The organism is Paenibacillus cisolokensis (assembly GCF_050481165.1).
In the GTDB taxonomy this organism is placed as follows: Bacteria; Bacillota; Bacilli; order Paenibacillales; family Paenibacillaceae; genus Paenibacillus_AH; species Paenibacillus_AH cisolokensis.
The window spans coordinates 1-19,906 of sequence record NZ_JBCNFP010000057.1 but is presented as its reverse complement, the minus strand read 5'-3'; the positions used below and the strand labels follow the sequence as shown (position 1 = coordinate 19,906).

Annotated in this window: 19 protein-coding genes and 2 pseudogenes; 7 read left to right on the top strand and 14 right to left on the bottom strand. The window is 51.0% G+C overall.

From position 1 onward, the window contains the following. Positions 1–4: 4 nt before the first annotated feature. The gene (locus tag ABEV74_RS09860) at positions 5–1,036 is read right to left on the bottom strand and encodes an agmatine deiminase family protein (RefSeq protein WP_430145591.1); all 1,032 of its coding nucleotides are present in this window, start codon (positions 1,034–1,036) and stop codon (positions 5–7) included. Positions 1,037–1,238: 202 nt separating this feature from the next. On the opposite strand from ABEV74_RS09860, the gene ABEV74_RS09855 reads away from it, so the two are divergent. Next, positions 1,239–2,291 (top strand): LLM class flavin-dependent oxidoreductase, encoded by a 1,053-nt coding sequence (locus ABEV74_RS09855; protein ID WP_430145665.1) that lies wholly within the window; start codon positions 1,239–1,241, stop codon positions 2,289–2,291. Positions 2,292–2,357: 66 nt separating this feature from the next. Here the strand turns inward: ABEV74_RS09855 and ABEV74_RS09850 are convergent, their stop codons facing one another. From ABEV74_RS09850 to ABEV74_RS09815, 8 genes are all read right to left on the bottom strand, one after another. Then, complete coding sequence (locus ABEV74_RS09850) at positions 2,358–2,618, bottom strand: HPr family phosphocarrier protein (RefSeq protein ID WP_430145588.1); 261 nt, start codon at positions 2,616–2,618, stop codon at positions 2,358–2,360. Positions 2,619–2,624: 6 nt separating this feature from the next. Beyond that, positions 2,625–4,346, bottom strand: coding sequence for a phosphoenolpyruvate--protein phosphotransferase (ptsP, locus tag ABEV74_RS09845; protein WP_430145585.1), 1,722 nt, complete (start codon positions 4,344–4,346; stop codon positions 2,625–2,627). Between the two features lie 21 nt (positions 4,347–4,367). Next, the gene (locus ABEV74_RS09840; RefSeq protein ID WP_430145584.1) at positions 4,368–5,519 is read right to left on the bottom strand and encodes a mannitol-1-phosphate 5-dehydrogenase; all 1,152 of its coding nucleotides are present in this window, start codon (positions 5,517–5,519) and stop codon (positions 4,368–4,370) included. After that, entirely contained in the window at positions 5,516–5,950 is a 435-nt protein-coding gene (locus ABEV74_RS09835; protein ID WP_062489878.1) for a PTS mannitol transporter subunit IIA, read from the bottom strand. The genes ABEV74_RS09840 and ABEV74_RS09835 overlap by 4 nt, the downstream gene beginning before the upstream one ends. Before the next feature lie 2 nt (positions 5,951–5,952). Further along, positions 5,953–8,022: a BglG family transcription antiterminator gene (locus tag ABEV74_RS09830; RefSeq protein WP_430145581.1), complete on the bottom strand. Its 2,070-nt coding sequence runs from the start codon at positions 8,020–8,022 to the stop codon at positions 5,953–5,955. A gap of 74 nt (positions 8,023–8,096) precedes the next feature. Further along, on the bottom strand, positions 8,097–9,530 hold the full coding sequence (locus tag ABEV74_RS09825) for a PTS mannitol transporter subunit IIBC (protein WP_213528897.1): 1,434 nt from the start codon (positions 9,528–9,530) through the stop codon (positions 8,097–8,099). Positions 9,531–9,835: 305 nt separating this feature from the next. Next, complete coding sequence (locus tag ABEV74_RS09820; protein WP_430145578.1) at positions 9,836–10,180, bottom strand: HepT-like ribonuclease domain-containing protein; 345 nt, start codon at positions 10,178–10,180, stop codon at positions 9,836–9,838. Between the two features lie 135 nt (positions 10,181–10,315). Further along, entirely contained in the window at positions 10,316–10,492 is a 177-nt protein-coding gene (locus ABEV74_RS09815) for a Mu transposase domain-containing protein (protein ID WP_430145576.1), read from the bottom strand. Positions 10,493–10,591: 99 nt separating this feature from the next. On the opposite strand from ABEV74_RS09815, the gene ABEV74_RS09810 reads away from it, so the two are divergent. The 5 genes and pseudogenes from ABEV74_RS09810 (at position 10,592) to ABEV74_RS09790 (ending at position 14,126) form a co-directional block, all read left to right on the top strand. Further along, the gene (locus tag ABEV74_RS09810) at positions 10,592–10,756 is read left to right on the top strand and encodes a hypothetical protein (RefSeq protein WP_430145574.1); all 165 of its coding nucleotides are present in this window, start codon (positions 10,592–10,594) and stop codon (positions 10,754–10,756) included. 16 nt (positions 10,757–10,772) lie between these two features. Continuing rightward, the gene (locus ABEV74_RS09805; RefSeq protein WP_430145572.1) at positions 10,773–11,333 is read left to right on the top strand and encodes a hypothetical protein; all 561 of its coding nucleotides are present in this window, start codon (positions 10,773–10,775) and stop codon (positions 11,331–11,333) included. Between the two features lie 209 nt (positions 11,334–11,542). After that, positions 11,543–12,076 (top strand): annotated as a pseudogene (locus ABEV74_RS09800) (zinc-binding dehydrogenase); the annotation flags it as partial. A 238-nt stretch (positions 12,077–12,314) separates the two neighbouring features. Next, the gene (locus ABEV74_RS09795; RefSeq protein ID WP_430145570.1) at positions 12,315–13,502 is read left to right on the top strand and encodes an FAD-dependent monooxygenase; all 1,188 of its coding nucleotides are present in this window, start codon (positions 12,315–12,317) and stop codon (positions 13,500–13,502) included. Between the two features lie 15 nt (positions 13,503–13,517). Then, positions 13,518–14,126 carry a TetR/AcrR family transcriptional regulator gene (locus ABEV74_RS09790; RefSeq protein WP_430145568.1) on the top strand — a complete coding sequence of 203 codons (609 nt, stop codon included), beginning with the start codon at positions 13,518–13,520 and terminating at the stop codon, positions 14,124–14,126. A gap of 11 nt (positions 14,127–14,137) precedes the next feature. Here ABEV74_RS09790 and ABEV74_RS09785 read toward each other — a convergent pair. From ABEV74_RS09785 to ABEV74_RS09765, 5 genes and pseudogenes are all read right to left on the bottom strand, one after another. Beyond that, positions 14,138–15,224, bottom strand: a pseudogene (locus ABEV74_RS09785) (glycosyltransferase family 2 protein). Next, positions 15,221–16,009 carry a hypothetical protein gene (locus ABEV74_RS09780; protein ID WP_430145566.1) on the bottom strand — a complete coding sequence of 263 codons (789 nt, stop codon included), beginning with the start codon at positions 16,007–16,009 and terminating at the stop codon, positions 15,221–15,223. Before ABEV74_RS09780 ends, ABEV74_RS09785 begins: the two are co-directional and overlap by 4 nt. A 171-nt stretch (positions 16,010–16,180) precedes the next feature. Then, on the bottom strand, positions 16,181–17,677 hold the full coding sequence (locus ABEV74_RS09775) for a malate:quinone oxidoreductase (protein ID WP_430145563.1): 1,497 nt from the start codon (positions 17,675–17,677) through the stop codon (positions 16,181–16,183). A gap of 484 nt (positions 17,678–18,161) precedes the next feature. Continuing rightward, positions 18,162–18,614, bottom strand: coding sequence for a helix-turn-helix domain-containing protein (locus ABEV74_RS09770; protein WP_430145560.1), 453 nt, complete (start codon positions 18,612–18,614; stop codon positions 18,162–18,164). A 176-nt stretch (positions 18,615–18,790) separates the two neighbouring features. Further along, positions 18,791–19,168 carry a VOC family protein gene (locus ABEV74_RS09765; RefSeq protein WP_430145559.1) on the bottom strand — a complete coding sequence of 126 codons (378 nt, stop codon included), beginning with the start codon at positions 19,166–19,168 and terminating at the stop codon, positions 18,791–18,793. A 205-nt stretch (positions 19,169–19,373) separates the two neighbouring features. Between ABEV74_RS09765 and ABEV74_RS09760 the strand changes: the two genes are divergently transcribed. Then, on the top strand, positions 19,374–19,898 hold the full coding sequence (locus ABEV74_RS09760; RefSeq protein WP_430145556.1) for a DUF6431 domain-containing protein: 525 nt from the start codon (positions 19,374–19,376) through the stop codon (positions 19,896–19,898). Positions 19,899–19,906 lie beyond the last annotated feature (8 nt).

Genomic DNA, 19,906 nt, shown 5'->3' with positions numbered 1-19,906 from the left:
GTGTTTACGCGCGTCCGGCGGGCATCTGCTGGGTCGTGCAGTGGACATTGCCGCCCTCGCGGATAATGGCCATGCCGTTCACCGTGCGGATTCGGCGATCCGGGAACGTCTCGCTCAGCACTTGCTGCGCCATCCGGTCCGTCTCCTCCGCCGCGCCTCCGAACACCGGCAAAATAATGCCGCCGTTAACGAAGTAGAAGTTCAGATAGCTGAGCGTCAGCCGCGCGCCGTCATAAAACGCCTTCGGCGGCTGCTGAATCGGGATAACCTCGAGCCTGCGCCCTTTCGCGTCGACCGCCTCCTGCAAAATTTTCAGGTTTTCCTGCGTGATCGCGTAATTCTCGTCGTCCGGATCGTCGCATACTTGCAGGATGACTTTGCCCGGCGCCGCGAAGCAGGCGACGTTGTCGACATGGCCGTCCGTCTCATCGCCGCTAAGCCCGCGCTTCAGCCAGATGATCCGTTCCGCATTGACGAAGTTTCGCAAATGCGCTTCGATCTGCTCGCGGCTCAGCTGCGGATTCCGGTTCGGATTCAGCAGACACTCTTCCGTCGTCAGCAGCGTGCCTTCGCCGTCCGTATGAATCGAGCCGCCTTCCATGACAAGCGGCGCATCGAATTGCCGGACGCCGACATGCCGCAATATTTGCGGGGCCACCGCGTCGTCCAGATCCCACGGCGAATATTTGCCGCCCCATGCGTTGAAGCGCCAGTTGACGCCCGCCAGGCCGCCCTCGTCATTCACGACGAAGGTCGGTCCGTTGTCCCGCAGCCAGGCATCGTTATGCTCGATAGGCAAGCATTCGATCCGGTTATCGGCGAGCAATCGGCTGACCTTCTCCAGATCGTCCGGATTGACCACCACCGTGACCGGTTCGAACTCGGCGATCGCCGCAATAATCTCCGCATAACCTTGACACACCTGCTCGTACTGCTCCGGATAACACATCGAATCGCGCACCGGCCAGGATATAAACGTGCGGATATGCGGCGCCCATTCCGCCGGCATTCTATAATTCAAATCTCTGGGATACATCGCGTCCTCCACATCAATTCCGTCAATTAGCCCCGTTACTCCCGAAGGCCATCCTAATCATATAATAAAACGACGCCCGTCACAATCCGTCTGGCGGTGCTTGTCAGACAAATTACTTACTAAATTTGAGAAACCGTAAATAATTAAGTAAAATAGAGAGTAATAAAGGAGGCGAGTCACAATGGCCGATCATAAAAAGACGATGGAAATTGGAATCAGCACTTTTTTGGAGACAACACCGGATCCGGCGACAGGGAAAGTCATCAGCCATGCCGAACGGCTGCGCCAAGCGGTTGAGGAGATCGTACTGGCCGATCAGGTCGGTCTCGATGTCTATGGAGTCGGAGAGCATCATCGAGCCGATTACGCTAGCTCCGCACCTGCTGTCGTGCTGGCGGCAGCGGCTGCCATGACGAAGCGGATCAGGCTTACAAGCGCCGTCACCGTGCTGTCTTCAGACGATCCGGTACGCGTATTTCAAGACTTCTCCACCCTTGACGGCATCTCGAACGGCCGGGCCGAAATTATGGCGGGCCGGGGTTCGTTCATCGAATCGTTCCCGCTGTTCGGATACAGCCTGGACGATTATGACGAATTGTTCGAAGAAAAGCTGGAACTGCTGCTTGCGATCAGATCCTCGGAGAAGGTAACGTGGAGCGGCAGCCGCCACCGTCCCGCCATAAATAATCTCGGTGTCTATCCCAGACCCGTCCAGAACCCGCTGCCGGTATGGATCGCAAGCGGCGGGAATCCGGAATCGGCGGTCCGGGCCGGAACGCTGGGGCTGCCGATCGTATTCGCCATCATTGGCGGCATGCCGGAGCGATTCGCTCCGTTAGTCGCTCTCTATAAGGAGGCGGCTGCGCGGGCCGGACATGACCCCGACAAGCTTCCGATCGCGACCCATTCGCACGGATTTGTCGGCGAAACGACCGAGCAGGCTGCCGATCTATTCTTCCCGTCCACGCAAGCCCAGATGAACGTCATCGGGCGGGAGCGGGGGTGGCCGCCTTATACCCGGGCCACTTACGATGCCGCACGCAGCCTTCGGGGCGCCCTCTATGTCGGCGATCCCGAATATGTCGCGGAAAAGATTATTCTGCTGCGCAAAAACCTGGGCGTTACCCGTTTCTTCCTGCATGTGAACGTCGGCACGCTGCCGCACCGCGAAGTGATGCGCGCCATTGAGCTGCTCGGCACCAAAGTCGCCCCGATCGTGCACAAAGAGCTTGCCCGAATCGAGACAAAGGAATAAGCCAAATGTTCAAGGGCACCTGCGAATCAGGTGCCCTTGAACTTTACTTGGCCGATCGTAACCTTGTTATTCGTGAATTTGAACGAGCAGATCGCCCAATGTCTTCATCGCTTCTTCTTCTTGCTCGCCGTCGATTTCCAGCGTTACTTCGTCCTGGGCCGCGATGCCGAGGGTGAGCATGCTGAGCGAGCTTTTGCCGTTCACCTTTTTCCCTTTATTTATGACGTTTACTTTGCAGGGATACTGGTTGGCCGCCTGCACGAAAGTTTTGATCGGGCGGACGTGAAAACCGGCCGGATTCATAATCTTGAATGTTTTCGTGATCATGATGTGTTATTCTCCTCTCCGATGGTCCTGCACGAAGGATTGAACTTCCTGCTGCCCGCGCATGGCAAGCGATTGTCCGGACAAGGTCTCCCATTCGTTCCGGGACAGCTGTCCGACCAGCTCCCGGGCAGGAAGGATCGAACCGGCGCTCATGCTGAGCTCGTGGACGCCAAGGCCAAGCAACAGCGGAATCGCCGTCAGGTCGCCTGCCATCTCGCCGCATACGCCTACCCATTTTCCTTCTTGCCTTGCCGCTTCGACTACGCTGCGGATCAGCCGCAGGATAGACGGATGGCAGGGCTGATACAGATAGGACACCGTCTCGTTCATCCGGTCGGCGGCCATCGTATATTGAATCAGATCGTTCGTCCCGATACTGAAAAAGTCGACTTCCTTCGCAAAGATGTCGGCCGAAATGGCTGCCGACGGCACTTCGATCATCATGCCCACTTCGATGGAGTCGGACACCTCCACGCCGGAGGCCGTCAGCTGCCGTTTCTCCTCCTCCAGTATACGTTTCGCTTCCAGCAGCTCGTCCAATACGGCAATCATCGGGAACATGATTTTCAAATTGCCGTAGCGGCTTGCCCGCAGCAGCGCACGAAGCTGGGTGCGAAAGACATCCTGCCGTTCCAGGCACAGGCGGAGCGCCCTTTGGCCGAGGAACGGATTGCTTTCCTTAGGCAGGTCCAGGTAAGGAAGCTCCTTGTCCCCGCCGATGTCCAGCGTCCGGATCACGACCGGCTTGCCGGCCATTTTCTCCAGTACGTATTTGTAGCTGTTGAACTGCTCTTCCTCCGTCGGCAGCTCGCTGCGGCCCATGTAGAGGAATTCCGTGCGGAACAAGCCGATCCCTTCGGCGCCGTTGTCCAGCGCTTTCTGCACATCTTCCAACTGGCCGATATTCGCGGCAATCTCGATGCGTTGGCCGTCCGCGGTGATCGTCGGCCGGCTCGCCCACTGGGCCAGCTCCGCCTTGCGCCGGTCGTACTTGGCTTTCTTCTCCTTGAACAAGGCAAGCTCTTCCGGGCTCGGGTCGACTATGAGAATGCCTTCGGAAGCGTCCATCACCACAAGGGCGCCCGCTTCAATGTTCCGCAGATCGGGCCCGACACCCACAATCGCGGGAATATCCAGCGAGCGGGCCATAATCGCCGAATGCGACGTGCGGCTGCCGATCTCGGTTACAAACCCGCGCACCGCCTCCAGATTCAGCTGAGCGGTATCGGAAGGCGTCAAATCCTCGGCAATGATAATGCATTCATCCGTCAATTGGGACAGGTCGCCGCCCTCGATGCCGCGCAAACGGTTCATTACCCGTCCGCATATATCCCGTATGTCCGCCGCCCGTTCCCGAAGCAATTCGTCTTCCATCTGGCTCAGCGTCTCAATGAAAGATTGGGACACCTCGTAGAGCGCATATTCGGCGTTTACCGCTTCCTCCCTGATCTTGTCCTCAATGACGTCGATCAGATCCGGGTCCTCCAGAATAAGCAGATGCCCTTCGAAAATTTCCGCTTTCTCGGATCCGAGCTTCTCTTCTGCCGCCGCCCGGATTCGCTCGATCTCTTCCCGCGCTTCCCGGACCGCATTCCGGAAACGCTGCAATTCGAGTTCGGGCTCTTCCACCGCGCTTCTCTCCGGGATATACGTTTCCGTGCTTAAAACGATCGCTTTGGCAATGGCAAGCCCCGGCGACGCTCCAATTCCTTTCAACTGCTGTGTCAACGTCCACACCCTCCTTGGCGGTTATTTCTGATGCTTGAGCGACTCATAGGCTGCGACGATCCTGCCGTGAAGGGGATGGCTTTCCGGTATTTCCGTATATTGGGCAAGGGTCTTGTGAATCCCCTGTTCCTTCAACGTCTCTTGCAATTGGACCGCTTCCGGGTCTTCCCGGTAATCGAACCGTAAAGCCGCCGCGATCGCCTTCGTCAAATGCGGCACTTCCATCCCGAGCGAGTATGCCGTCATCGCCGGGCGAACAAGCCTGTCGTTCGGCGAAAGCTTGCGGATCGGCGAGCGGCCGACGCGGACGACTTCGTCGGTCAGGTAAGGATTGCGGAATCGTTCCACGATTTTGTCGATATACCGGCGATGCTCCGCTTCGTCAAAACCGTATTGCTTGACCAGGACGGCTCCGGTCTCGCTCAACACGCCGCGAATCTCGGCCACGATATCCGGATCGCGCATCGTTTCCTGAATGGTGGAATAACCCTTCAGGTAACCGTGGTAGGCGGCGCAGCAATGACCCGTATTGACCGTGAACAGCTTGCGCTCGATATAAGGCCCAAGCTTGTCGACGTAATGGACGCCTTCAATGACAGGGTATCCTTCGGGCAGGACCGAACGGTCGACCACCCATTCGAAAAAAGGTTCTACCGTCACATGAAGCTTGTCCTCGCTTTGCTGGAGCGGTACGATCCGATCCACCGCCGCATCCGGAAAAGCGACACGTTCAGCGGCCCGCTCTTTGACTTCCGGGGCAAGATGCCCGTACACATGTTCCTTGAGCTGCGTGCTTCCGCCGATCGCATTCTCGCAGGCGATAACCATAAGCGGCCCGGCCGCTCCTTTCAGTCGAAGCTCGATGCCCCTAGCGATGGTCTCCGCGATATAGGGCAAGACGTTAACGCCGACAGCCGTCGTCACCAGATCCGCTTCGGCGATGGCCCGTGCCACCCGGTCGCTCTCTTTGCCGTTAATGGCCGAAACGTTCCGCACCACCGTTGTGTCGGCTTGTTCGTTCGCCAGCGTAACTTTGTATTCTCCTCGCTGATTCAACAGGTTCACACGCTCTTCATCGACGTCGACAAATTGCACATGGAATCCCGAACGGGACAGCAGCAGCCCGATAAAACCCAGGCCGATATTGCCGGCGCCGAAATGAACGGCCTTCATGCGCTCATCCCTTCTTCGAAGATCGCGATCACTTCTTCTTCCGAAGCGGATTGCAAAATGCGCTTCATGTCGTCTTCCTCGGATACGATAGCGGCAACCCCGGAGAGGATCTCCAGATGCTCGTCACCCACCGCTGCGAGCCCGATGACCAGATATGCCGTTTCGCCGCCGAATTCGACGCCGTCCGGAACGACCAGCACGGACATGCCCGTCGAGCGGATCAGTTCTTTGGCATCGTTCGTCCCGTGAGGCATCGCAAGCCCCCCGCCGACGTAAGTAGAAGACACGTTTTCCCGCTCGATCATTTTGTCGATGTAAGCCGCAGGCACATGTCCCGCGTCGACGAGCAGTTGGCCGGCAAGCCGGATCGCTTCAACTTTATCTTGAACCTTTACATTCAGCTTCACTTTTTCTTTGGACAAAATACTCATGTCTATTCTCTCCATTCCCATTTCGTTCTCAAGAACGTTTCCAGCTCCAGCGAAAGGAAGGATTTGATCTTGTCCGCCTCCTCTTCCTCCAGCAGCCGGATCGTCTCGGGCAGCAGCAACATGGCGCTGACTTCGCTCAACACCTCCAGGATTGGACGGCTTAACGACTGAGGCGCGAGCATCAGCAAAATTTGGCGGACTTCGGACGTTCCGTCGGGACCCAGCATAAGAGGAGCGCTCAAGCGGAACAGGGACACGACCGGCTTGCGCACCCACTCGCTTCGGGTGTGGAATAAAGCCAGCTTCGAATCCGGGATGACCTGGCTGCCGTATTTCTCCCGCTGGATGAGCCGCTCCACGATCGTCTCTTCCTGCTGCAGCAATCCTTTCGGCAGCCTGGCCAGAATGGCTGTCAATACGGCTTGCAAATGATCGTTTCCGCCCGCAAGATCGAGCGAATATACCGCAAACGAATCCAGCACTTGCACGATTGCCGAAGTGTAGGTGTTGATCAGCTTCAGCCGCTCCCACGGCCCATGATCGTCCGACGGCTTAACGGCGGATGGCGACGGTTTGTTCGCGGCAATCGTGCGGATATAGGCGAGCAGCTTCTCCTTCTCTTCGCGGGTCAGCAACGGACTGATCTTGATGTAGCGATCCGGCTCCACCGGAAGATCGACCGTCGAGATGATCAGGTCATACCGATCTTGCGGAATCCGCGCGGCTTCATACCACGAGTAATGTCCGACCAGCTCGATCTGCGGAATTTCCTTATGGATACGGACCGCAAGCAGCTTCGAGGAGCCGATGCCGCTCGTGCAGACCAGCAAAGCCCGCACGTTTCGCGGAAACAGCTGCCACCGTTCTACGGACGCTCCGAAATGCATGACGAGATAACCGATTTCCTCATCCGGCACGACGAGATCCCGCCATATTTCATCCGCGGCTTCTCTGACCGCTGCAAACAAAGGCTCGTAATCCTTTTTGATCTGCGCAAGCAACGGATTGCGGATGGCCTTGCCTTCGCGCAGCCGTTCCAAAGCGGGGCCCAGGTGACGGATGAGTCCGTCCAGCAGAGAGCGGTCCTGATCGAACGGAATGTCCATCCGGCGCCCTACCGCCCGGATCAGATCGACGGCCGTCTCCGCCAGCTCCAATCCGTACTTTTCGAGCAGTATCGCGGAATCATCGGCGGCATATTCCTCCACGTCGTCGAGCAGCTTCTGTACGTATTCCTTCTCCGCTTCCGGCCACTCCAGTTCGAAGGCTTCCATAAAGCGTTCGAGCCTGGGATGAGGTTGCCGTTCCCCCGCGCTTGCAACCATCCGGTCGGAGGGCTTGATCCAGTGATTTTGCTGCATGCGCGTGACCGCGACGGAAAGCCGGATAAGCAAACGCGTGTATGCCTCCTCCGGCAGCCGGTTCGGCCACCCCTCCTTCCATTTCCACAGCAGCTTCTCGATGGCAAAAAAATTGTTTTTGCCGACCATGCGAAGCAATTGCCGGGTAACGGGCCACGGGGACGATTGCTCGGAAGAAGTTCCGAACAGATCGGATTCGTCCAAATATTCCTGCGCCAACCTTCCGATCAAGTGGCGTTTGGCGGACTCGTCGCCGGTTATTTCCACTCCGTACCCTCTTCTTCTGACCAATTCCAGACCGTGCTTGCGCAATTCCGGCTCGATTTCATCCAGATCGCGGCTGATCGTCGGAATCGCCGCATTAAGCTGGTGGGCCAGCGCGAAGAGTTTGACGGGCTCGGCTTCCTCGAGCAGCCGGCATATGATGAGCACTTTGCGTTCCTCGGAAGAATAGGTTGCGGTTTCGGAACGGCTGAGCTTCTTTTTAAACCGGGCCACGTCCTCGTCATTTCCTTGAATCGATATGCCGATGCCGGATTTTTTAACCAGCGACAATTGATGCTCCGAGAGGAGAAGCTCGAGCGCCAGCATCTCGCGATGAACGGTCCTTGTGCTGATCTGGACCTCTTCCGCGATCTCGCCGGCTGTAACTTCCCCTTGCCGGTTCAGCAGCACTTCCAATATGCGACGCTGTCGATTGGAGACGATCATGGCCGGCATCCTTTCTCCGAGAAACGGACGTAGCGACGACGGTCGATTCGTCGGCGCTGCGTCCTCGGCTCGGCTTATGATTTGCTCAAACGTTGCACAAGCTCATCGTATTCCGCGCTTTTCAGAAAATCGTCGATCGAGATGTGTTCGGCATTCGGCGCTTTCAATTTGGCCCGATCGGTCAAGGAGTTATGGGTGATAACGATATCGGCATCCGCAGGAATATCGTTGATGGCCGTATTCGTAACGGTCACCTTAATATTGGCTTTGTTCATTTTTCTGCGGAGAATGGACGCTCCCATAGCGCTGGAGCCCATACCGGCATCGCAAGCGAAAACGATTTTGTTCACTTCTTCAGCGGATTTGACCGTATTGGCCGCCGGTGCTGCGTCTTCGCCTTTGGACTTCGCTTTCATCTCTTTCATCTTGGCGGTTGCGGACTCCAGATCGTCTTCCTGCCCGCTTCGGCTTGTCTTGAGCAAGACGGAGGCGATCAGGAAAGAGACGAGCGCTGCAGCGAATACCCCGGAGAGCACCGGAATCAGACCGCCTTTCGGCGTCATCGCCAGGTAGGCAAAAATACTTCCCGGAGAAGGAGTCGCGACAAGTCCTGCGCCCAAGAGCGAGAACGTAAAGGTCCCTGCAATGCCGCCGCCGATCGCGGCCAGAATGAGAACCGGCTTCATGAGAATATACGGGAAGTAAATTTCATGAATACCGCCCAGGAAATGGATGATAATGGCACCGGGAGACGATTGTTTGGCCATACCGCGGCCAAAGAGCCAGTACGCGAGCAAGATGCCAAGTCCCGGACCCGGGTTGGATTCCAGCATGAAGATCAGCGACTGACCGGTCTTCGCAGCCTGATCCAGCGCGATCGGACCCAATACCCCGTGGTTGATGGCGTTGTTCAGGAACAGAACTTTGCCGGGTTCGATCAAAATGTTGGCCAGCGGAATCAGATTGTTGTTGATCAGAAATTCCACGCCGTCGGCCAGCGCCCTGCTTACCGTCTGGACCACCGGTCCGACGCCTTTAAACGACGCAAGCGCCAACAGAAAACCGATGATGCCGGATGAAAAGTTGTTGACGAGCATTTCAAATCCGGCGCGCACTTTGCCGTCAATCGCCTGGTCGAATTTCTTTAAAATCCATGCAGACAACGGACCCATAATCATGGCCCCGAGCAACATCGGAATTTCGGCTCCGACAATTGCCCCCATTGTGGCGACTGCCCCAATGACGCCGCCCCGCGTTCCGTGGATCATATGACCACCGGTATAACCGATCAGGAGCGGCAAAAGATAAGTCATCATAGGACCGACGAGAGAAGCCAAACTTTCGTTAGGAATCCACCCCGTCGGAATGAACATGGCCGTAATAAAACCCCATGCAATAAAAGCCCCGATATTCGGCATCACCATGCCGCTGAGAAACCTGCCAAAACGCTGAACTGCGACCCGGGCTTTGCTTTCGGAAGTAGTATGCTGGTTGCGCAGCTGACTCATGCATGAACCTCCCTCAATTTCAACTCCAGGGTCTATCATAAACAGGAAGCGCTTACAATATCAATTAAAGAAAAAGCAGCTTTCGTCATGAAAGCTGTTGACAAGATTTTAGATCCGGCGCCGGCAGCCCATAATCGGCGCTCCGAAAATCGTTGAAACCGGCTTGGTTCAAGCTTCGCACCCATGCTGGAACTTCCTGGTCGACCCGCCCCGGCCAGCGGATAATGCCAAAAATTACTTAAACATTCTTCATATTTTCATTCGCATTTTTTCAAAAAAAGACCTTTTCACAGCAGGATCAAGATTTACTCTATCACTTCTTCCGCGATTATTTGTTCAATTTGGGCTCTGGCTTTGGGTAAATCCATGAAAGCAATATTCCAAATAATGGACTTATCTATCTCAAAGTACTCATGAATCATGATATTACGAAGTCCTTTCATTTGCTTCCACGGCACCTCGGGAACCCGTTCGCGAAGTTCGTCCGACACTTTGCCCGCAGCTTCTCCAATGATCTCAAGATTTCGAACAACGGCGTCCACTAACATTTGATGGTTGACAAACGTATCGTAGCTTTCGCCTTGAATGTAATTTGCTATCCGATTCATGGAATCCAGCATATCCTGCAAATACAACCGTTGTCTTTTCATTGATATTGAACCTCTCGCAGGACCTCTTCTCGCATAGCTGGTTTCAAGGCAGCTTCTGTCACCAGATCGACTTCACACTCCAGCAACGTCTCCAAATCATTTTTCAATTCAATAAACTTTAAGCCAACTGGCCGATCAAAAGATACTATTATTGTAGAAGACTTCAATAACGTTGCGGGTCATCCGTACATCTACGCGATGCTTGATATATTCATAGGGAACGGAATAGTGCATTTTCTCAACGCTTATATGATAATTGAATTGGACAGTGGCGGCCTTCCAGGTCGCCAACTCATAGGGGGTAGCAGGCAATGGGAGTAGAAACGGCTACAGGTAAATCCTGATGATCGTAGGCATAGAGCGAGAGTTCGGTTTGACCATACCAATCTAAAGTCTATGGAGTCCAACGCTTTGAGACAATATGCCTTCACACATGAATTTGGTCATGCAGTGGGATTAAAGCATAATAATGATCCCGGAGTTGCTTCAGTTATGCGTGACGATAAGATAGTGGCATCAAGCAATATGCCGCAACCAATTGATAAAAGTCACATTATTGAAAAATATGGGAAATAAGGAGGGAGCCATCGTCATGAAATTTAAAAAGACACTGTCGGTTGCTGTAGGAGTGATACTTTTATCTGCCGCTGGTTATATGTATGCAGATGGTAGAACAACAATTTCTGAAATTGAAGCAATGTCTGTTACTCACAAAAGCTTAGATGAGCTTGAGAACCGTTCGGAATTGATTGTATCAGGCGAGCCTATTGCTAGCGAGAATCATTTCATAACTGATGAAGAAGGATTTGTCGAGGAAGGTTTTACGATTACCAGCTTCAAAATTGATAGCATTTACGCCAACAAATCGAATAAAACGCTGAACTCGGGTGAGATTATTAAAGTTTCTGAACCCGTGTATACCGTTGACAATGGAATAAAACCAGGCAAAACGCAATTTACAATTGAAGGGTACGAACTTATGAAAAAATCGGGAAGATACCTCCTTGTGTTGCGGCCTGACTTGACATATCCTGATTTATACGTAATCGTTGGTGTTAATGAAGGAAAGTATAGGCTAGACGTTTCTGAAAAAAGTGTTGCGGGGACAGGTAAGTTTAAAAATGAGTTAATTAGCAAATACAATATCCGGTAATGCCTGTTAAGGGAGAGTAAATTTTCGTGAAACCGGTTCTTTCATGACACGACGAAAAGTAGCTCATGTACATTGAGCTGCTTTTCGTCTTGAATGTCTCGAAAAGCATAATATATAACTTATTACATCCGATCTGGTGGTAGTCTGGGGAGTGAGCGCACAGTGTCATACGTCAGTTTCCGTGCTTACACTAAGCGTGTTTGCACGACTTAGCCATTGTAGGCGGAGGCCCCGTAGGCTTGGCCGCGCTGTTGACAGCCCAGTTCTATTCTCCCGCTGAAATCATTATGATCGATCTGGATGACAACCGCCTCGAAGTCGCCCAAAAATTCGGAGCGACAAAAGCGGTGAATTCCTCCGACGGCAAAGCGGTTGAGAAAATATTGGAGCTTACGGGCAATAAAGGCGTCGATGTGGCGATTGAAGCGGTCGGAATTCCCGCGACCTTCGCGCTCTGCCAGGAAATTATCGCCGCAGGCGGACACATTGCGAATGTCGGCGTACATGGCAAAAGCGTCGAGCTTCACCTCGAAAAGCTGTGGATCCGCAACGTCACCATCACGACCGGCCTCGTCAGCACAAATTCGACGCCGATGCTTCTTAATACGGTCAAATCGGGCAAGCTGAAGCCCGAGCAACTGGTGACTCACCGGTTCAGCTTCGATCAGATCGAACAAGCGTACGACGTCTTTAAAAACGCAGCAAAAAACAAAGCGTTGAAAGTGATTATTTCCAACGATTAAAATACTGTTCTCCATCCATTAGGGCTGTCCCGGATTTTGCAGAGGGACAGCCCTTTATATTCGTTTCGCAAACCCTCATCAGATCAAGAGCGTTAACACTTGGCCTTAAGTCATCGGGGAAATGGTCCAACGGAAAATTTTTCCCCGTTCCCTATTGACCGAAAGAAAAAAGTGTAGTAAAGTTTGGTTGTGTTTTTCATTGACTTTATATTCAATCAAAAAAAGAGGTGGATTATAAATGACTACTTATCATGTTGACGTCTGTATTGTCGGTGCAGGACCAGCCGGCGCATTCCTTGGATATCTGCTGGCCCAAAAAGGGATTCGAACGCTGCTGATCGAACGGCATGAGGAGCTTGACCGTGAATTCCGCGGCGAACACTTACACGGCGATGTGGCGGACTTATTGAAGAAATACCGGCTTTTTGATAAGGTTCGGGAACTGGGGATTTTACCGATGAAGAGGGTTGAATTTTTTATCGGCACCAAAAGGGTCATGTCCGTCACGCCTGACCTGTTCGGTATCGAGCATGTCGGCATTCACTTCCCCCATAAGCACCTGCTTAGCGTACTCATCGAAGAAGCGCAGCAAACCGGTTGTTTGGAATTGCTTATGAAAACGACCGTTACGGAGTTAATCATCGAGCAAGATCATGTGGTAGGATTAAAAGCGAAAGGTAAAGATGGGGAAGTTGAGGTTCGCAGCAAAATTGTCGTAGGGGCTGACGGAAGATATTCGAGCGTAAGAAAACTGGCGAATATTCCCGCAACAATAGCCAAGCATGGTTATGATGTTCTATGGGCGAAAATACCGGTTCCGTCCGATTGGGAACCGACGATGCGGATCGTGCTCGTCAATCATACCCAAATTACCCTCTTCGCCTGTACCGGAGGTTATGTCCAGATCGGATGGCAAATTCCCGAAGGATCGTTCCCTTCTCTCCGGAAGCAAAATTTTGAGCCTTTTATCGATACGTTATTGAAAGCCGCGCCGGAATTAAAGCCATTCGTCGATCGGCATATTCGGGATTGGAACGATTTTATATGCCTCCCCGTTCAGAGCTGCAAATGTGAAACATGGGTGAAGAATGGCCTGGTCATTATGGGAGACGCTGCGCATACGATGAGCCCGGCAGGCGGAATCGGCGTCAATGCGGCGATGAAAGATTCGGATGTTCTGGCCCCGATCATCTGCGATGCCCTTCAAGCCCAAGACTTTTCACGCGCGAAATTGATTGCGTTTGAACAGATGCGGCGGGATGAAATCGATAAGCTGCAGGAAGGTCAGGTTCGGCAAGAAAAAGCGATGGAGAAACTAAACAAAAGCATCATGCTAAAGCACCTTTTTTATTGGAATATGCGGGTTTTGGACAAAATGCCCTGGAAGGGAAAAATATTTGCCAAAATGTATGCCGCCAACAAATAAACGGAGGAACAACGTATGCCCAGAACGGAAGAACAAAATCAACAAATTCGGGACGAACGTCAAGAGCAGATTCTTCAGGCGGCTTTGAAAGTGTTCGCCCGCAGGGGCATGGCCGCCGCCAAAATAAGCGATATTGCCTCTGAGGCGGGATTAAGCCACGGCCTGGTTTACCATTATTTCAAATCCAAGGAAGAGATGTTCACCACGCTGGTTAAAAAGGCATTGCAGGGGTCCGCTCTCGTCATTCAATATGCCAGGCAACAAGCGGGATCCCCTCTGCAACAACTGCGCTGGATGACGCAAATGATTTTGCAAAACATTGCCGGTGAGGGAGCTTATCTCTTTTTGATCATGATACAAGCTTTTACATCCGATGCCGTACCGGAGGAAGTGAAACAGATGATGGACGATGAGCTTGCGTTTTCAGCCATCAAGGCTACCTTGCCCTTAATCGAAGCCGGCCAGCAAACCGGAGAAATCATGCATGACGATCCCGAGAAATTGGCGGTGCTGTACTACTCCCTTATTCAAGGTCTGGCCATCAGCAAAATCCAATGGAAGGATTGTCCGATGCCCGATGCGGATTTGGTTTTGAGAGTTTTGAAGGCTCGTCCCGAATCATGATTCAGGCTCATCTACCCGATTATATTTCTTCCCTGCTTGAACCGTGCCGTCTTGTCCCAAATCGGTTCCTTCTTGGTAAGTTTTAATTTGATTTGATAGTAAACGCCTCTTATAAGCAGGAAAAGCCATAATTGGGCATATGAAAAATACATCAAAAACGATACCAATAAATCGATCGGACGAAGTGTTTTATCGGACATCTGCGCAGTAACGAGCTGGACGTAATACATCAGCCATAACTCGAACCAGAGAATAAGCAGCGGAGTCGTCGCCGTACTTTGAACCTTGCCGGCAAGTCCCAATAAAAACCACATCTGACACAAGCAGAAAAAATACGAAACAGATGTAAACAAGAATGAGCTGCGCTGAATGAATAAAGTTTCTTCCGCGCAGCAATCGCGGATTTTTGATCGTTTTCTCAATCAAATACAGATTTCCCTGCATCCAACGCGTACGCTGTCTCAACCAAACCTTGAAGTTTTCCGGCTCCTGCTACCATGTTCTCGCATCGGGCACAATCGGCAACAGACCGCCAATGTGGGTTAAAGTTAACGTGAGATCAGCGTCTTCAGCCAGCGCATAAGGGTCGTATTCCCCGACCCGCTCCAGTATGTCGCGACGGATAATGAGATTGGTTCCCGTTAACGAGCCGAGTTTGAACAGTCCCCATCTCCCGGCCTGCATCAGCAATTGAAATGCGGAAAACTCCAAAGCAATCATGCTGATCGATATCCCGTAATTCAACACCCGAGACTTTCCTCTCGGTGTGCCGGGCGGAACTTCAATATGGTGAATATGAGCATAAGAATCGTCGTAATACTGCGCGATCTCACCCGTCTCATCTGTCGAACTATCGTTCAAAAGATAAATGCGAAGCTCTCCGGGATATTCCAGCTTACTCATCGCATGGAGGGTATCCGCCATGACAACCCCCTCGTTATGGGCCGGAATTAAAACGGCAACGCTCGGATAATGCTTCAAGGGCTTCGTTTTCGGCTTTTTTCTGGCGCGAAACAAAAAACCGCCCACTGTAAGAATCGAGTAGTAGAGGACAAGCAGCCAAAAACAAATGGCAACAAAATTTAATACGGTATTCATGATGCTGCATGCCCCATTCTCCAAGAAGCCACAGCCTCAGAGAAAGCCGCGAAATCGTCGGCAACATCATGAATACTGTACACAAAATCGTTCATCGTCAGATTGTATTCCGCATCCACTTTTTGGGCCAGACGCTGCAATACGATCTGAACTCCCTCTTCGCCCGTATTGGACAAGAAAACGATAATGCGATTGTGTCCGCCGTTACCGACCAAATCATAATTGACTCGCACGGATTGAAGCAATAATTGGGTCAGTTTCTCATAAACCACACGCTTTTGATAATCTTTTTCCCCTAAAACCTCAAACACGACGTAATATGCCTTTTCCCCTCTTCGCTTCATTCCGGAAATAAGAAGCTTCGCTCTTTCCATGAATTCATTAAAAGTCAATATATCCGTGGAAGGTTCTAATTTACGAAGCTCCATGACTTCTTTTTCAAGACTTATGTATCGCTCTCTCGCTTTATTAATACTATACATCAGCAGCCATGAAGCGACAGCGGACAGCGTGTAAATGCATTGTTTTAAAATTTGGATCATTTGTATGTCAAAATTTAATTTTTTCCCCCATGTAACCCCCACGCTGTAAAAACCATGTCCCAGAACATATACGATAAGAAAAGCAAAGCCGATCCTGGACGAAGTAAACATCGCCAATAAACCGATCAGGAAGCTGGCTGACAACATAAATAAAAGTTCATAAGTATCCAGATAAAGAACTCCCGCTACATTCGATGCACATAAAAGAATAAAGATGATCATGAAAGTTGTTCTTTGATGCATGCTCCCTATCCTTCTCAAATGCTTTTCATCTACGCTCCGCTGCTGAAACCATTATACAGCCTTTTCGTTTTCTTAAATAGACGTCGAAAGCATGCAAGCAAAGCTAAACGGCCTCTGTCCGATGGCATTCATGGACGGAGGCCGCTTCATTTCTTTATTTATTTGTACGGTCTACACGACAGGTTGCAGTTCGCGGTTCAGACCGAGCGTTCGCGCTGTCGAAGCATGAATTTCACGGATAAGCTCCGGATTTTTCGCAAGCGACACGCCGTAAGAAGGAATCATTTCTTTGATTTTCGGTTCCCATGCTTTCAGTTGCTGCGGGAAGCATTTTTCGATGACCTCAAGCATGACGGAAACGGCGGTCGAAGCGCCCGGAGAAGCGCCGAGCAACGCGGCGATCGACCCATCGGCGGCACTGACAACTTCCGTACCGAATTGAAGCGTTCCCTTTCCGCCGGCGGCCGTATCTTTGATCACTTGCACACGCTGGCCGGCCACCAGCAAATCCCAATCCTCGCTTCTGGCGTTCGGGATAAACTCCCGCAGCTCTTCCATGCGCTTTTCTTTCGATAGCATCACTTGCTGGATCAGATATTTTGTCAGCGAAAGATTTTTGGCGCCTGCCGCGAGCATCGTTATAACATTATGCGGTTTGACAGAACCGAACAAATCGAACATGGAACCGGTTTTCAAGAACTTCGGCGAGAAACCGGCAAACGGTCCGAAAAGCAACGATTTTTTATTATCGATAAACCTGGTGTCAAGATGCGGTACAGACATCGGCGGTGCGCCAACCTTAGCCTTTCCGTAGACTTTGGCATGATGCTGCGCTACAATCTCCGGATTATTGCACACCATAAACAGGCCGCTTATCGGGAATCCTCCAATATGCTTTCCTTCCGGGATGCCGGACTTTTGAAGCAAAGGAAGACTTCCGCCGCCGCCGCCGATAAAGACGAATTTTGCCGTATGGCGCTCGACGGCGCCGCTATCGATATTCCGCACTTTCAATTCCCACAAGCCGTCGCCGGTACGTTTAATATCCTCGACTTTATGTTTGAATTTGATCTCGACGTTTTTACTCTTCAAGTGGTCGAACAGCATGCGCGTTAAAGCGCCGAAGTTGACATCCGTACCGGATTCGATTCTTGTTGCCGCAATCGGTTCATGCAATACCCGGTCTTTCATAATAAGCGGAATCCACTCCGTCAATTTGGCCGGGTCATCGGAAAATTCCATCCCTTGAAACAGCGGATTGCCCGTCATCGTTTCAAAACGTTTTTTCAAAAACGCTACATTTTTTTCCCCTTGCACCAAACTCATATGAGGCAACGGCATAATAAAGTCCTGCGGATTGCGAATCAGATTGCTGTTTACAAGATAAGACCAGAACTGCAAGGAAACTTGAAACTGTTCATTTACTTTTACAGCTTTGCTAATATCTATGGATCCGTCCGGTTTTTCGGCTGTGTAATTAAGCTCGCACAGGGCGGCATGTCCCGTTCCGGCGTTATTCCATTCGTTAGAGCTTTCCTCTCCTGCGCTCGCCAGCTTCTCAAACACCGTAATGTCCCAGTCTGGCGCCAATTCTTTCAGCAGCGACCCTAAAGTCGCACTCATGATTCCGGCACCGATCAAGATAACGTCTGTTTTGGTTTGTCCCATTTTTACCGTCCTAACACGCTAATATTTTGAAGAAAAGATATAGCCACTCCTTCTTAGGCTCCACAGCAAGTCAGGGTGCGACCGAGTCACACCCTTGTCCGGATCAATATAACGTAATCATAGTGTATCGCTTCACTATCCGATCATAATATATCACTTCACTATGAATAATGGATTAAGATATTTTCTATTATATGATAGTTATCTTCTATTTTAAAGCCGGTAAATTTAGTGATGGCATGCCATTGCAGGCAAAAAGTACGGTATTGGCCCTAAAAAAATCTGGAAATACACAAATTCATGGCCTTAAACCCGGCTGCATGCAAGGATGTAATTTGGGACTGTATTCCAGAAAGCAAAATGTTGTAACGCAAATCCGTTCGTATCGATGTCATCCGAATATAAAACCGTTCCAGTTCATTACTGCGTAATCCGATTTCGGGTAATTTGTAATGTCTTATTTTTCAATTCCGCGATTTCATCGTTACTCTTTTTTATATTTGTCTTTGAGGATACCGGAACCAATCCCCGCACCGACCATCAGAAATAAAGGTCCAAAATTCCATAACAGCTTCCCGCCGAACAACGTAATGTCCATTGGAGTTAATTTATTTAAAGCAAGAACGCCCAACTTTATCAATAACAGGACCACACCTGCTAAAAACAACACATCAAATGTTGCTTTTAATTTTGGATAGGCTAATTTTTTACCATCTCTTATCACTTTCTTGGTCAACTCCTCATCGCTTCTTAATAATTCATCAATCGTCACACCGAAGAGATCGCTTAAGTTAATGATGACTTCAATGCTCGGATAGTTCTGGCCATTTTCCCATTTTGAAACAGACTGTCGACTTACAAAAAGTTTCGCTGCTAATTCCTCTTGGGACCACCCCTTCTTCTTTCTTTCCATTTTTAGCTTCTCGGCAAATATCATTTTTCAGCAGCAACCTTTCTGTTATTTATTCGCCATTATTGGATATTCCCAACCGAAAGTAAAGACCGCTTTGGTTGCGGTGCCCCCGCAACCCCTGGTTGCAATTGAAATTCCCTCAAGTCATCTTCGTAAAGGCAAATCAAAAGCCCTCATCGAGAGGGCTTTCGATCATACGATTACGAATTTGCTTGTTCATCCTCAGCGGACGGCCAGCCGCCCCAGAGATTAGACAGATGTCCGTCCGGATCACGAAGCGTAAAGCTGTAGCCTCCGCTCGGCTTATAAATCAGTTCTCCCGCTTCAATTCCCTTTTCCTTGATTTCGCGATACGCATCGTGAATGTTATCAACCTGCAAAGAGATTATAGGCTGAAGCTGCCCAGAGCTATTGGTGAAATCCAGGCTCGGAACCTTTGGACAACGAATCAAGCCAAGTCCTACGCCGCCGACATTCAACCAAGCCTCATTGTCACCCGGTCGGAAGTCAAATGTAAACGGAATACCCAGCACCTCTTGATACCATTTTACCGATACTTCCAAATCTTTTACCGGCAACTTGTTCGCCGCCACATTGTTTGTCGGGAAAATTGCAAAATCTCGTCACTTTTATTGGCGGTGCCCCAGCACCAATTCAACCGACAATAGCCTAATGCCTTCTGTACACTGACGGAGGATTAGGCTATTCTTATGTTTAAAAATACAAATAAAAAATGCTCCCGACCTTTGGCGAGGCTACCAGGAGCATTTACACAAACCACATATGAACAAGATACTTCCTTTTGGCCGTTCTTGCAAGGCCTATTTGCGTCTCTATGGAGATTGTTCTCCAAACGTTGAATTAAGTTGCTCCATTTGCAACCGCACTTTACATAAACACGGTCGTTATTACCGATCTGTTTCATCCAAATACGACACGGTCATTATACCCATCTACCGGTGGCTCTGCCAAGATTGCGGAATAACGGTCTCGTTGTTGCCGGATTTTCTCGTACCATGGGCGAGATTCGTGACATGGGTTCGGGAAGCGGCGATCAATCGAAAACTGCAAGGGCGATCCATGCAGAACATCGTCTTAACAGTTGCATCTCCAGCCGTTGGGATCTCCCGCAGCACCGTAAAGCGTTGGTGGAAACATCATCTTGGCAAAGCTTCATCCGTATCTTTGTGGATTGCAGGCCAGCTGGTTGGAAGCGGCTTGAATAACGATCTATTCGAATTGCACCCTTCCCCGGCGGCGTCTTCACCGGTGCATACTGCGGCTTGGTTGCAGCGCCTTCTATCTTGAAAATCTAA

Excerpts from the sequence above, each read along its gene's own strand:
- ABEV74_RS09780 (WP_430145566.1), bottom strand. The coding sequence starts at position 16,009 with ATGCATCAAAGAACAACTTTCATGATCATCTTTATTCTTTTATGTGCA.
- ABEV74_RS09775 (WP_430145563.1), bottom strand. The coding sequence starts at position 17,677 with ATGGGACAAACCAAAACAGACGTTATCTTGATCGGTGCCGGAATCATG.
- ABEV74_RS09825 (WP_213528897.1), bottom strand. The coding sequence starts at position 9,530 with ATGAGTCAGCTGCGCAACCAGCATACTACTTCCGAAAGCAAAGCCCGG.
- ABEV74_RS09840 (WP_430145584.1), bottom strand. The coding sequence starts at position 5,519 with ATGAAGGCCGTTCATTTCGGCGCCGGCAATATCGGCCTGGGTTTTATC.
- ABEV74_RS09820 (WP_430145578.1), bottom strand. The coding sequence starts at position 10,180 with ATGAAAAGACAACGGTTGTATTTGCAGGATATGCTGGATTCCATGAAT.
- ABEV74_RS09770 (WP_430145560.1), bottom strand. The coding sequence starts at position 18,614 with ATGATATTTGCCGAGAAGCTAAAAATGGAAAGAAAGAAGAAGGGGTGG.
- ABEV74_RS09855 (WP_430145665.1), top strand. The coding sequence starts at position 1,239 with ATGGAAATTGGAATCAGCACTTTTTTGGAGACAACACCGGATCCGGCG.
- ABEV74_RS09850 (WP_430145588.1), bottom strand. The coding sequence starts at position 2,618 with ATGATCACGAAAACATTCAAGATTATGAATCCGGCCGGTTTTCACGTC.
- ABEV74_RS09795 (WP_430145570.1), top strand. The coding sequence starts at position 12,315 with ATGACTACTTATCATGTTGACGTCTGTATTGTCGGTGCAGGACCAGCC.
- ABEV74_RS09860 (WP_430145591.1), bottom strand. The coding sequence starts at position 1,036 with ATGTATCCCAGAGATTTGAATTATAGAATGCCGGCGGAATGGGCGCCG.
- ABEV74_RS09790 (WP_430145568.1), top strand. The coding sequence starts at position 13,518 with ATGCCCAGAACGGAAGAACAAAATCAACAAATTCGGGACGAACGTCAA.
- ABEV74_RS09760 (WP_430145556.1), top strand. The coding sequence starts at position 19,374 with ATGAACAAGATACTTCCTTTTGGCCGTTCTTGCAAGGCCTATTTGCGT.
- ABEV74_RS09805 (WP_430145572.1), top strand. The coding sequence starts at position 10,773 with ATGAAATTTAAAAAGACACTGTCGGTTGCTGTAGGAGTGATACTTTTA.
- ABEV74_RS09835 (WP_062489878.1), bottom strand. The coding sequence starts at position 5,950 with ATGAGTATTTTGTCCAAAGAAAAAGTGAAGCTGAATGTAAAGGTTCAA.
- ABEV74_RS09830 (WP_430145581.1), bottom strand. The coding sequence starts at position 8,022 with ATGATCGTCTCCAATCGACAGCGTCGCATATTGGAAGTGCTGCTGAAC.